14 protein-coding genes are annotated in these 12,172 nt (G+C 73.4%); 10 read left to right on the top strand and 4 right to left on the bottom strand.

The features are described from left to right. Window positions 1-29 precede the first annotated feature (29 nt). Complete coding sequence (locus tag KGD84_RS21915) at window positions 30-164, top strand: hypothetical protein (RefSeq protein ID WP_255646738.1); 135 nt, start codon at window positions 30-32, stop codon at window positions 162-164. Next, on the top strand, window positions 161-1,420 hold the full coding sequence (locus tag KGD84_RS21910; RefSeq protein ID WP_255646737.1) for a YeiH family protein: 1,260 nt from the start codon (window positions 161-163) through the stop codon (window positions 1,418-1,420). Before KGD84_RS21915 ends, KGD84_RS21910 begins: the two co-directional genes overlap by 4 nt. A gap of 60 nt (window positions 1,421-1,480) precedes the next feature. Here the strand turns inward: KGD84_RS21910 and KGD84_RS21905 are convergent, their stop codons facing one another. Both KGD84_RS21905 and yczE read right to left on the bottom strand, forming a co-directional pair. Then, a complete protein-coding gene (locus KGD84_RS21905) occupies window positions 1,481-2,053 on the bottom strand; it encodes an NADPH-dependent FMN reductase (protein WP_220562252.1) in 573 nt (190 codons plus the stop codon). A 12-nt stretch (window positions 2,054-2,065) separates the two neighbouring features. Further along, on the bottom strand, window positions 2,066-2,689 hold the full coding sequence (yczE, locus tag KGD84_RS21900; RefSeq protein ID WP_220562251.1) for a membrane protein YczE: 624 nt from the start codon (window positions 2,687-2,689) through the stop codon (window positions 2,066-2,068). A gap of 100 nt (window positions 2,690-2,789) precedes the next feature. Between yczE and KGD84_RS21895 the strand changes: the two genes are divergently transcribed. Then, the gene (locus KGD84_RS21895) at window positions 2,790-3,287 is read left to right on the top strand and encodes a MarR family winged helix-turn-helix transcriptional regulator (RefSeq protein ID WP_220562250.1); all 498 of its coding nucleotides are present in this window, start codon (window positions 2,790-2,792) and stop codon (window positions 3,285-3,287) included. A gap of 52 nt (window positions 3,288-3,339) precedes the next feature. Here the strand turns inward: KGD84_RS21895 and KGD84_RS21890 are convergent, their stop codons facing one another. Beyond that, window positions 3,340-3,855, bottom strand: a complete 516-nt coding sequence (locus KGD84_RS21890) for a winged helix-turn-helix domain-containing protein (protein ID WP_220562249.1) — start codon at window positions 3,853-3,855, stop codon at window positions 3,340-3,342. 244 nt (window positions 3,856-4,099) lie between these two features. Here KGD84_RS21890 and KGD84_RS21885 point away from each other — a divergent pair, with 244 nt between their 5' ends. The 5 genes from KGD84_RS21885 to KGD84_RS21865 all read left to right on the top strand — a co-directional run bounded on the left by KGD84_RS21885 (window position 4,100) and on the right by KGD84_RS21865 (window position 9,287). Continuing rightward, the gene (locus KGD84_RS21885; protein ID WP_220562248.1) at window positions 4,100-4,978 is read left to right on the top strand and encodes a MetQ/NlpA family ABC transporter substrate-binding protein; all 879 of its coding nucleotides are present in this window, start codon (window positions 4,100-4,102) and stop codon (window positions 4,976-4,978) included. 285 nt (window positions 4,979-5,263) lie between these two features. Further along, complete coding sequence (locus tag KGD84_RS21880; RefSeq protein ID WP_220562246.1) at window positions 5,264-6,325, top strand: ABC transporter substrate-binding protein; 1,062 nt, start codon at window positions 5,264-5,266, stop codon at window positions 6,323-6,325. 271 nt (window positions 6,326-6,596) lie between these two features. Continuing rightward, complete coding sequence (locus KGD84_RS21875) at window positions 6,597-7,646, top strand: ABC transporter substrate-binding protein (RefSeq protein WP_220562245.1); 1,050 nt, start codon at window positions 6,597-6,599, stop codon at window positions 7,644-7,646. Next, a complete protein-coding gene (locus tag KGD84_RS21870; protein WP_220562244.1) occupies window positions 7,646-8,416 on the top strand; it encodes an ABC transporter ATP-binding protein in 771 nt (256 codons plus the stop codon). Before KGD84_RS21875 ends, KGD84_RS21870 begins: the two co-directional genes overlap by 1 nt. Beyond that, complete coding sequence (locus KGD84_RS21865) at window positions 8,409-9,287, top strand: ABC transporter permease (protein WP_220562243.1); 879 nt, start codon at window positions 8,409-8,411, stop codon at window positions 9,285-9,287. Before KGD84_RS21870 ends, KGD84_RS21865 begins: the two co-directional genes overlap by 8 nt. A 59-nt stretch (window positions 9,288-9,346) precedes the next feature. On the opposite strand, the gene KGD84_RS21860 is transcribed toward KGD84_RS21865, so the two are convergent. Continuing rightward, on the bottom strand, window positions 9,347-10,132 hold the full coding sequence (locus tag KGD84_RS21860) for a sulfite exporter TauE/SafE family protein (protein ID WP_220562242.1): 786 nt from the start codon (window positions 10,130-10,132) through the stop codon (window positions 9,347-9,349). A 131-nt stretch (window positions 10,133-10,263) separates the two neighbouring features. Between KGD84_RS21860 and KGD84_RS21855 the strand changes: the two genes are divergently transcribed. Both KGD84_RS21855 and KGD84_RS21850 read left to right on the top strand, forming a co-directional pair. Further along, on the top strand, window positions 10,264-11,016 hold the full coding sequence (locus tag KGD84_RS21855; protein ID WP_255646736.1) for an IclR family transcriptional regulator: 753 nt from the start codon (window positions 10,264-10,266) through the stop codon (window positions 11,014-11,016). A 148-nt stretch (window positions 11,017-11,164) separates the two neighbouring features. Continuing rightward, entirely contained in the window at window positions 11,165-12,172 is a 1,008-nt protein-coding gene (locus KGD84_RS21850) for an NrtA/SsuA/CpmA family ABC transporter substrate-binding protein (RefSeq protein WP_220562241.1), read from the top strand.

Genomic DNA, 12,172 nt, shown 5'->3' with positions numbered 1-12,172 from the left:
ACCGGCACCCGGAGAAACAGAGAAGGACCATGAGCGAGACACCCCCCACCGGCCCCGAACGCCCCCGTCGCCGCCTCGGCGAGGACTGGGCCGCCACCATCACCGGACTCGTCCTGCTCGGCCTCGCCCTGGTCGGCGCCATCCCGGCGGGGCTGATCCCGTGAGCGACGCGACCCCCGCCCCCGGCGACGAGACCCCCGAGCAGGCCACCGGGGCCGCCGGGGCCGAGACGGTGCGGACCGAGGCGGACCCGGGCCCGCCGGAGGCGGCAGGGCAGGGCGCCACCGCCACCGAGGACACCACCGGAAGCGGCGGCGCGGACGCCCCGGCGGTCCGCGGCGGCGCCTCCCCGGCCTGGGCCGCCGTCGGCCTGGCCGTTGTCCTGGCGCTGGCCGCCACCACCCGGTTCCTCACCTCCTGGGTCCCCGAGGCCGCGGCGGGAACGGCCCTGGCCGGGTTCGCCGAGGCCGTCGAGTACCCGGTCTACGCCATCCTGCTGGGCCTGCTCGGCAACCTGGTGCTCACCCTGGCCGGCGTGCGCGACCGCCTGGCCCCGGCCTTCCGCACCGAGTTCTTCATCAAGACCGGCCTGGTCCTGCTGGGCTCCACCGTCCTGCTCGACGTCATCGTCCGGGCCGCGGGCCCCGCGATCCTCCAAGCGCTGTTCCTGGTCACCGCGGTGTTCCTGTTCACCTGGTGGCTCGGCGGCCGGTTCGGCCTGGACGACCGGCTGCGCGCGCTGCTGGCCTCCTCGGTCTCCATCTGCGGCGTCAGCGCCGCGATCGCCGCCGCCGGCGCCGTGCAGGCCCGCCGCGAGCAGCTCGCCTACACCGCGAGCCTGGTCATCCTGTTCGCCGTCCCGTCGATCTTCCTGCTGCCCTGGCTGGTCGGCGTGCTGGGCCTCGACGACGCCCAGGCCGGCGCCTGGATCGGCGGCAACATCGACACCACCGCGGCGGTCGCCGCGGCCGGCGCGATCGTCGGCGAGGACGCGCTCCAGATCGCGTCCATCGTCAAGTCCACCCAGAACGTCCTGATGGGCGTGGTGGCGGTGCTGCTCACCGCCTACTTCGCCGTCAAGGCCGCCCCCGCCGGGGAGGGCGCCGCCGCCCGCCCGGGCCTGACGACCCTCTGGGAGCGGTTCCCCAAGTTCGTACTGGGCTTCCTGGCCGCCTCGGTCATCGCCACGGTCTGGGCCAACACCGGGGGCGACGGCGCCCAGGACGGCCTGGACACAGCCAAGGCGCTGCGCGACTGGTTCCTCATCGCGGCGTTCACCAGCATCGGCCTGGAGTTCAGGGCGGGCTCGCTGCGCGAGGCCGGCTGGCGGCCGATCGGCGTCTTCGCCCTGGCCACCGTGTTCAACCTGCTGGTGGGCCTGGTGCTGGCGTTCCTGCTGTTCCGCGGCTTCTCCTTCTGAGCCGGAGCGCGGACGCGCGAGGGGGCGGGCCGGTGCCCGCCCCCTCGCCCTGTCCCGGGGTCAGGCGGCCGCCGAGGCGCGCAGCCCGGACAGTGCCCGCTCCAGGCCGCCCAGCTCGCGCAGCATCGCGTCGGCCGCGGAGTCCAGGGCCGCGCCGGGCCGGAACACCCCGGCCCCGTCCAGGTCGTCGCGCAGCCCGACCGTGACGACCGGGGCCGCCGGGACCATGCCCAGGGCCGCCGCCACCGGCTGGAACGCCTCCACCGCGCGCATCCCCCGCGAGGACATCCCGTAGCCGACGAAGCCCACGGGCTTGCGCCGCCACTCGTGGAAGAGGAAATCGACCGCGTTCTTGAGCGGGGCGGTGTACGAGTGGTTGTACTCGTTCACCACGAACACGAAGGCGTCGGCGGAGTCGACCGTCGCGCTCCACGCCCTGGTGTGCGGGTGCACGGGCGCGTCCTGGGAGGGGGAGCCCGGCTCGTCCAGGAAGGGCAGCGCCAGCTCGGCGAGGTCCACGGTGAAGGGGGTGAACACGCCGTCGCGTACCGCGCGCCCGGTCACCCAGGAGGCGATCGAGGGGCCGGGGCTGGTGGGTCGGGTGCTGGCGGAGAGGATCATCAGGCGGGGCATGGGAGTGCCTCCTCAGTTCTTCGAGGGCGAGCGGACGGGAGCGGGGGCGGGGAGGGGTTCCCCGGTGCGGAGCACGGACAGGAACGCCTGGGTGAGCGGGCCGACGGCGAGGGCGAAGAGCACGGTGCCGACGCCCACCGAGCCGCCGAACAGCCAGCCCAGGGCGAGGACGGACAGTTCGATCGCGGTGCGCGCCCGGGCGATGCTCAGGCCGCGCGCGGCCAGGCCGGTCATCAGCCCGTCCCGGGGGCCCGGGCCCAGTCCCGCGCCGACGTAGAGGGCGGTGGCCGCGGCGGTGAGCACGACGCCCGCCGCCAGCAGGGCCCAGCGCCAGAGCAGGGACTGCGGATCGGGGAGCAGGACCAGGGAGACCTCCACGGCCGGGCCGACCAGCAGCACGTTGGCGACGGTGCCGGGACCCGGCCGCTGGCGCAGGGGGAGCCAGAGCAGCAGTACCAGCGCGCCGACCCCGATCACGACCCCGCCCAACGGCAGGCCGGTGCGGTGGGCCAGGCCCTGGTGGAGCACGTCCCAGGAGGACATCCCCAGGTCCGCGCGGACCATCAGGGCGACCCCGAGGCCGAAGAGCGCGAGGCCGGCGGTGAGGGCGGTGTACCGGAGGGGGAGGGAGGACATGGCTTTCCTTTGGTGATGTGTCACCAAGAAGCCGATATCCCGGTGACGTGTCACCAATGTAGGGGGAGTCTTGGTGACATGTCAACGCTAGGGTGGGGGCATGGAACCACCACGCTGGCTCACCGCCCCCGAGGCCCGCGCCTGGCGCGGCTACCGGCGCATGCGCGCCCTGCTCGACCTGCGGATCACTCGCGACTTCGCCGAGGACGGGCTCTCGGACGCGGACTACGACGTGCTGTCCAACCTGGGCGAGGCCGCCGGGAACCGGCTGCGCACCCGTGAGATGGCCGCCCGCATGCTCTGGTCCACCTCCCGGCTCTCCCACCACGTCTCCCGGATGGAGAAGCGCGGCCTGGTCCGGCGCCTGGAGGCGGAGGAGGACGCCCGCGGCAGCGAGATCGCGCTCACCGGTCACGGGCGGGAGGTCCTGGAGGCCGCCGCGCCCGCCCATGTGGCGACGGTGCGGGAGCACTTCATCGACCTGCTCACCCCGGAGGAGGTCCGCGTGCTGGGCGACATCGCAGAGAAGGTGGTGGAGCGCCTGGCGCGGGACACGCCCACGCGCAGCCCGGAGCGCCGGGTGCGCGGGCGGGCCTGACGCGCGGCCGGGTGCGCCGTGCCGCGTCGGGGCCCGCCCGCCGCGCCGGCGGTCAGGCCTCGGCGGAGGGCGCGCCCGGCCCCCGGTAGATGTAGCCGACCCTGCGCACGGTGGCGATGAGGTCCCCGGCCGGGCCGAGTTTGCGGCGCAGCCGGTGGATGTGCACGTCGATGGTGCGCGAGTGCATCCCCTCCGCGGCGCCCCACACCCGCTCCATCAGCTCGGTGCGGGTGATCGCGCGGCCGGGGGAGCCGGTCAGGCACTCCAGCAGCTCGTACTCCTGGTAGGTCAGCTCCACCTCGCGCCCGTCCGACCACACCCGGCGGGCGTTGCGGTCCAGGAGCAGGCCGCCGGCGGGCGGCAGGGGGCGGACCCGGGTGTGGGGCTCGTCCACGACGACCCCGTACACCAGCATGTACTTGCCGCTCTCGGGAAGGGGCAGCACGCCCAGGAGCGAGTGCTCGCCCGAGTCGGCGCCAGGGGTCTCCCGGGGGCCGGGAACGGCGGTCAGGGCCGGGCGTGCGGGCCGGGCCTCGGTCTCGGCTGTGGCGGTGTGTGCGGTGGGCATGACTCCATGATGCGGCCTATTCTCGATATTAGCTACCGTATTAGTTGGTAATCTTGTCCCCCTGTGGCCGATGCCACGCGGCGCGGGGGGTGGCCGGGAGATTTCCTACCAAGGAGGTGGGATAGTCTTCCATTGGGTCATCGGATGTCCCATCGGACCCTCCGGTCCCACCCGAGCGCCGGTCGCGCACCGGTGCGGCGGAACCCCCCGCGATCCCCACCCTCACGATCACGAAGGAGCGCACATGCGCACGACCTCAGCCGTCATCGGTGCCGCCGCCGCTGTCACCCTGGCGCTCACCGCCTGCGGCGCCCCCAGTGAGCAGGCCGCGGAGGACAACGGGGGAGAGGGCGCGGCGGAGGTGCTGCGCGTGGGCGTCAGCCCCGTCCCGCACGGCGACATCCTCGCCTTCATCGACGAGAACCTCGCCGAGGAGGCCGGGCTGGACCTGGAGATCGTGGAGATCTCCGACTACAACACCCCCAACACCCTCCTGGTCGAGGGCGAGCTGGACGCGAACTACTTCCAGCACCGCACCTACCTGGAGGAGTGGGCGGCCAACGGCCCCGACGCCGACTTCACCTACATCACCGACGTGCACATCGAGCGCCTCGGCCTGTACTCCGAGAGCGTCGAGAGCGTCGCCGACCTGCCCGAGGGCGCCGAGATCGCCGTGCCCAACGACCCGGCCAACCTCAACCGCGCCCTGGGCATCCTCCAGACCGAGGGCCTCATCGAGGTGGACCCGGAGGCCGGCGAGCTGGCCACCGAGAACGACATCACCGACAACCCCAAGGACATCACCGTCACGCCGCTGGAGGCCGCGCAGCTGCCGCGCGCCATCGCCGACGTGGACGCCGCGGTCGTCAACGGCAACTACGCCATCGAGGCGAACCTGCCCGAGGAGAGCAACGTCCTGGCCTGGGAGCCCGAGGGCGACGACTACGTGCAGGCCTACGCCAACGGCCTGGTGGCCCTGGAGGAGAACGCCGAGGACGAGCGCGTTCGGCTCCTGGCCGACCTGCTGCACGACGAGCGCGTCCTGGAGTTCGTGAAGGAGTCCTGGCAGGGCGTCGTCCTGGCCGTGGACGCCGAGGGCAACGTCATCGAGACCGCCGAGTAGCACCCGGCGACGACACCGAGAGGGGCCCGGCGGGCCCCGCTCACACCAGGGCTCCGCGCCGCCCCCGGCTCGTCTCTCCGGCGGGCGGCGCGGGACCCCGCACACCGTGAGGGGCGGTGGGGCCGTGCGCCCCGCCGCCCCTCACGGCGTTCCCGGCCCGGACCCTCTGCGCAAGCTTTTGTGAGCTGGATCACCGTCGATTGAGTTCCTACTAATCCTACTAATTAAGTATGGTTTTTCCTGGTCGCTCCGGCCTCCCCCTACGTCGTGAAGAGGAATCCCGAGATGAGCAAGCGCACCACCGTGCTCTCCGCCGCCGCGGCGGCCCTGGCGCTCAGCCTGGCCGCGACCGCGTGCGGGGGAGCGGAGGACGGCGGCGGGTCCGGCGACGGCGCCCCGGCCGACTCCCTGACCCTCGGCTACTTCCCCAACCTCACCCACGCCCCGGCCCTGGTCGGCGTGGAGAACGGGACCCTCGCCGAGGCGCTGGGCGACGTCGAGTTGCAGACCCAGACCTTCAACGCCGGCCCCGACGCGATCAACGCCCTGTTCGCCGGGGAGATCGACGCGACGTTCATCGGCCCCAATCCGGCCATCAACGGCTGGTCGCAGTCGGACGGCACGGCCCTGCGCATCATCGCCGGGTCCACCTCGCGCGGCGCCGGGCTGGTCGTCCGCGAGGGCATCGACAGCGTCGAGGACCTGCCCGGCACCACCCTCTCCACGCCGCAGCTGGGCAACACCCAGGACGTGGCGCTGCGCTGGTTCGTCCGGGAGCAGGGCTGGGAGGTCGACACCGAGGGCGGCGGCGACCTGTCGATCCTGCCCCAGGACAACGCGGAGATCATCGACACCTTCCTGCTCGGCGAGATCGACGGCGCGTGGGTCCCCGAGCCCCACCTGAGCCGCCTGGTCGAGGAGGGCGGCGGCCACCTGCTGGTCGACGAGGCCGACCTGTGGCCCGAGACCGGCGGCGAGTTCGTCACCACCCACCTCATCGTCAACGCCGACTTCCTGGAGGCGAACCCCGAGGTCGTCGAGGGCCTGCTGCGCGGGCACGTCGAGACGGTCGACTGGATCAATGACAACCCCGAGGAGGCCCGGGCCGCGGCCATCGCCCACCTGGAGTCGCTGACCGGCGGCGAGCTGGACGCCGAGGTGGTCGCCTCCGCGTTCGGCAACATGACCTTCACCGTCGACCCGGTCGCGGAGTCGCTGCGCGGCGGCGCCGAGCACGCGGAGGGGGTCGGCCTGCTGGACCCGGTCGACCTGGAGGGCATCTACGCGCTCGACCTGCTCAACGGGGTGCTGACCGGGCTCGACCGGGAAGAGGTCGCCGGGTTCTGACCCGGCGGGGCGCCGCCACAGAAAGTGACCTGGATCACTTTCTGTGGCGGCCGCCGGTGGCGGCGCGGCCCCCACGAGGGGATTCGTGTCGGCGCACCGCTCTGAGCTGCGCTTTCTCTGCGGGACTCGGCGTGGTCGGGGCGGGGAGGGCGTCCGGGCCTCGGGCCCCGGGAATCCCGTGCTCCGGCCGGGGTGCGCGGTGACTTTCACAAATCCTACTTATTAAGTAGAGTTTTGTCCGTTGCCAGACCGCACCCGAAAAGGACTCCTCATGCGTGTGCCCTCCCCGCCCCTGCGGACCGCGGCCGCGGTCCTGCTGGTCCTGGGCGCGGCCGCCACCGGATGCGCCGCGGACCCCGAGCGGGACGACACGCTGACCCTGGGCTACTTCCCCAACCTCACCCACGCCCCCGCGCTGGTCGGGGTGGAGGACGGGATCTTCGCCCGGGCCCTGGGCGACACCGCCTTCGACACCCGCACCTTCAACAGCGGCCCCGACGCCGTCAACGCCCTCTTCTCCGGCGAGATCGACGCCGCCTACCTGGGGCCCAGCCCGGCCGTCAACGGCTGGCACCAGTCCGAGGGGCAGGCCCTGCGCATCGTCGCCGGTGCCGCCACCCGCGGCACCGGCCTCGTGGTCCGGGAGGGCATCGACGACGTCGAGGACCTGCGCGGCACCACCCTGGCCACGCCCCAGCTCGGCGGGACCCAGGACGTGGCGCTGCGCTGGTTCGCCCGCGAACAGGGCTGGGACACCGACACCGCCGGTGGCGGCGACCTGTCCATCGTCCCCCAGAGCAACCCCGAGACCGTCGACGCCTTCGCGCTCGGCGAGATCGACGGGGCCTGGCTCCCCGAGCCCTTCCTCGGCCGCGTCCTCGCCGAGGACGACGCGCACCTGCTCGTCGACGAGGCCGACCTGTGGCCCGGCGGGGAGTTCGTCACCACCCACCTCGTCGTCTCCGCCGACCTGCTCCGGGAGCACCCCGAACGGGTCGAGGACCTGCTGCGCGGACACGTCGAGGCGGTCGACCTGGTCAACGACGACCCGGACGCCACCCTGCGGGCCGTCTCCGCCCACCTGGAGGAGATCACCGGGAGCACGCCCGATCCCGACCTCACCGCCGCGGCGCTCGACAACATCGCCTTCACCGTCGACCCCGCCGCGGACTCACTGCTCACCGGAGCCGAGAGGGCCGAGGCCGTCGGCCTGCTCGACCCCGTCGACCTGACCGGAATCTACGCCCTGGACCCGCTCAACGCCCTCCTCGCCGAGGACGGCCGAGAGCCGGTCGCCGGGCTGGAAGGGGAGGCGCCCTGATGACCGCCGTCACCGACACGCCCCCGCGTACCGCCGCCGTCGAGATCGACGGCATCTCCAAGGTGTTCGGCCACGGCAGCGGTGCCGTGACCGCCATCGACGGGATGTCGATCACCGTCGGCACCGGGGAGTTCCTGTCCATCGTGGGGGCCTCCGGCTGCGGCAAGAGCACGCTGCTCTCCCTCGTCGCCGGACTCGACCGCCCCACCACCGGCACCGTGGACGTCGGGGACCACCGGGTCTCCATGATGTTCCAGGAGGCCGCGCTGTTCCCGTGGCTGAGCGTCGGGGCCAACATCGAGGTGCCGATGAAGGTCAACAAGGTGCCCCGGGCCGAGCGCCGGCGGCGGGTCGCCGAACTCCTGGACCTGGTGCGCCTGACCGGGTTCGAGCGCAAGCAGCCCCACGAGCTGTCCGGCGGCATGCGCCAGCGCGTCGCCCTGGCCCGCGCCCTGGCCCAGGACGCCGACGTGCTGCTCATGGACGAGCCCTTCGGCGCCCTGGACGCCATGACGCGCGACATCCTCCACGACGAGCTGGAGCGGATCTGGCAGGAGAAGGGGCTGACCGTCCTCTTCGTCACCCACAACGTGCGCGAGGCGGTGCGCCTGGGCGACCGGGTCGTGCTGCTGTCCAGCCGCCCGGGCCGGGTCATCTCCGAGTTCCCCGTGGAGGGCGAGCGGCCCCGCCGCATCGACTCCGCGCCCATCGCGGCCCAGGCCGCCGCCATCACCGACCGGCTCCGCGAGGAGGTCTCCCGCCATGCCTGACGCCGACGTGAGGGACCGGGACCGCGAGGTCCACGGGCTGGACGCCCTCGAACTCCAGCCCGCGCGCGGCACCGGTGCGACCGGGCTCGGCGCGAGGGCCCGCGTGCTGTGGTCGGCGACCTGGCCCAAGCTGGTCGCCGTGGTCCTGGTACTGGCCGCCTGGCAGGCCGTGGTGTGGTCGGGGTGGCGGACCGAGTTCGTGTTCCCCGGCCCGGACAGGGTGCTGCCCGCCCTGTTCGGCGAGATCACCACGCCGGAGTTCTGGACGGCGGTGCAGGTGACCATGCGCCGGGCCCTCACGGGGTTCGCGCTGGCGCTGGCCGTGGGCGTGGTCATCGGGCTGGCGGTGTCGCAGTTCAAGCCGCTGCGGGCGGCCATCGGGTCGCTCATCACCGGGCTCCAGACCATGCCGTCGATCGTGTGGTTCCCCTTCGCGATGCTGCTGTACGGCATCAGCGAGTCGGCGATCATGTTCGTCATCGTGCTGGGCGCCGCCCCCTCCATCGCGGGCGGGCTCGTGTCCGGCATCGACTACGTGCCGCCGACGCTGCTGCGCGCCGGGCAGGTCATGGGGCTGCGCGGGGCGCAGCGGTACACGGTGCTCATCATCCCGGCGGCGCTGCCGATGTTCGTCACGGGGCTCAAGCAGGGCTGGGCGTTCGCCTGGCGGTCCCTGATGGCGGGCGAGCTGCTGGTGATCATCAACCAGCAGAACTCCATCGGCTGGGCGCTCAGCCAGGCCCGCCAGCTCAACGACGCCGACCGGCTGCTGAGCTACATCATCATCGTCCTGGTCATCGGCATCGTGATCGACGTGTTCTTCAACTGGGCCGACCGCGCCCTGCGCCGGCGCTGGGGCATCACCGCCTGAGCGCGCGGACGGGCCGCCCCGGGACCCCGGGGCGGCCCGTTCCTGCGCCCCGGAGCGGATCAGGTGAGCAGGCCGGCGAGGTAGACCGCGCCGGTGAGGCAGACGAGGGCGCCCAGCAGGAGGCGCAGGGGCCGCTCGCCCATCCGGCGCGACAGGGCGATGCCCGCCAGGGAGCCCAGCGCACCGCCCGTGCCCAGGGCCAGGCCGGTCTCCCAGTCCGGGGCGGCCGGGGCCGCGCCGAAGCCGACCCGGTCGAAGACCGCGTAGGCGGTCAGCCCCACGACCGAGGTCGCGAAGGTGGTCGTCAGCGCCACCACCGCGGCCCGCGCGGTGACCCAGCCCGCCACCCCGATCAGCAGCGGCGACAGCAGGGACCCGCCGCCGATGCCCACCGCCGCGCCCACCAGTGAGGCGCCGCCCGCCGCGGCCGCGAGCAGCCGGCGGCCGCCGCGTTCGCGTCCCGGACGCGGGGGAGCGTCCCGCCGGGAGGGGGACAGCAGCCGCACGCCCGTGCCGAGCAGGAGCACGCCGAGCAGGCCGCGGAACAGCAGCGGGTCCGACAGCCACGTGACCCGCACCGCCGCCCCCGCGACCGCGCAGGGCACGGCGGCCGCCGTCACCACGAGCATCTCCGCGCCGTTCCCGCGCGCCGACCGGGCGAGCCGGGCGATGCCCAGCGGGGTGGCCACCACGTTGTAGAGCAGGTTGGTGGCGCTGACCTGGGGGCCGTGCATGCCCAGGGCGCTGAGCTGCACGGGCAGCAGCAGGACGGCCCCGGAGACGCCGACGGGGGCGGTCAGCGCGGCGACGGCGAATCCGGCCAGGGCGGCCACGAGGAGTTCCACCCGGCAAAGCCTATCGATTGAGTGGGGAATTTGGGAGGGCGTTCCGGGGCCGCCCTGTGGTTCAGTGGTGCGTGGTCCGGTAGGCCGGGGCGTCCCGCGGTGGGGGCCCGGAGCGCGAGGAGAGGCGAACGATGGAGGAGGAGTCCCGGCCCGCCGGGTCGCAGGCGGTGGTCCGGGCGCTGCGGGTGCTGCACTGCTTCCGCGACCACGGCCCCGAACTGGGTGCCACCGACATCGCCCGGCTGCTGGACCTGCGCACCAGCACGGCCCACCGGCTGGCCCGCACCCTGGTCTCCGAGGGCTTCCTGGAGCAGGACGCCGCCACCTCCCGCTACCGGCTCGGCGCCGCCGTCGCCGAACTGGGCCGCGCCCTGTACCGGCACCGCGGCCTGTACCGGATCGAACCCCTCATGGAGAGCCTGGCCGAGGCCACCGGCACGTCGCCGGGCCTGGCCGTCCGCAGCGGTTCGCGCGCGGTGGTCATCGCCGGGGAGGCGGTGGACCCCGAGTCGGGGCTGAGCGTCTACATCCCGCTGCACGCCTCGGCGATGGGCAAGGTCCTGATGGCCTGGGACACCTCGGTCGACCCCTCCCGGCTGGAGCTGGAACGACTGACCGCGAACACCATCACCGACCCCGACCGGCTCAGAGCCGTGCTGGAGGAGGTGCGCGCCCGGGGATACGCGGTCAACGACCGGGAGATCACCGACCGCAAGCGCACCGTGGCCGTGCCGCTGACGGACGCGGCCGGCCGGGTGCGGATGGCGCTGGCGCTGCGCGCCGACGCCGAGGACCTGCCGGTGGAGCGGTTCCCCGAGCTGGCCCGGATCGCCCGGGAGTTCGCGCCCGCGTTCCAGAGGCTGCTGCTGCACCCCGCCGAGTAGGGAATCCCAGGTCGGAGCACGTGTCGGCGTGAGCCGCGACCCTATTACCCAGAAAACCTACTGGAAAGGTTGACTTTGCCACGATGTGGCAAATACGGTGTGGACGTCCACCGGCCCACCCCAGGGCCCCGTCCCGAAAGCGACCGCCATGCCCCTTCGCCGCATCCCGGTGCTCACCCTGGCCGCCGCGCTCCTGGTCACGACCGCCGCCTGCACCGCCACCGGCGGGGCCGCCGAGGAGGGCGGCGAGGGCGCGGTCCTGCGCCTCATCGACCCCGGGAACGCCGGCCCCCTCGCCTACGCCAAGCGCGAGGGCATCTTCGAGGAGCGCCTCGCCGAGGTCGGCGCCACCATCGAATGGGGCGGCTCCTACGCCTCCTTCACCGCCGCGAGCGAGGCGCTGCGTACCGGCGACATCAACATCCAGCAGGGCGCCCTCTCACCCGCCGTGGGAGCCCTGACCACCAGCGACGACCTGCGCGTGTTCATGGTCGCCGACACCGCCGACCCCGAGGCGCCCCTGGCCGACGGCCTGGTCGTCCCGGCCGACAGCGACGCCGACTCGCTCCACGACCTCGTCGGCGCGCGCATCGCCGTCAACCGGGCGGGCAAGGGCGAGTACCTGCTGCTGCGCGCCCTGGAGGCCGAGGGCCTGGAGCCCGACGACGTCGAACGCGTCCACCTCGACCCGCAGGAGGGCGCCGCCGCGTTCGCCTCCGGCGACATCGACGCCTGGTGGGCCATCGTCGACGCCTACCCCGAGGCCGTCGCCAACGGCGCGCGGACCATCCTGACCGGCCAGGACGTGGACGACGCCGACCTGGGCATGTTCGCCGCCCGCGTCGAACTGCTGGAGGAGCACCCCGAGGCCGTGGAGGTGTTCTTCGAGGTCTACAACGAGCTGGTCCGCCAGGGCAACGAGGACCCCGAGGCCTTCCAGAACGTGTTCCTGGACGAGGGCCCCACCGCCCGCACCGGCGACCGCCTGGACGACGCGATCGAGACCACGCGCCTGGCCCACGAGTTCCGGTACCCGACCGGGGAGGACCTGGCGGCCATCGAGACCGTCGGCGGGGTCTTCCACGAGCACGGGATCCTCGCCGAGGCCGTCACCGCCTCCGAGGTCGTCTTCGACCTGTCCGCCGCCACCGGCTGA

The organism is Nocardiopsis changdeensis (assembly GCF_018316655.1).
Classification (GTDB): Bacteria; Actinomycetota; Actinomycetes; order Streptosporangiales; family Streptosporangiaceae; genus Nocardiopsis; species Nocardiopsis changdeensis.
Note: the sequence above shows the minus strand (reverse complement) of the source record. Positions and strands in the feature narration are given on the sequence as shown.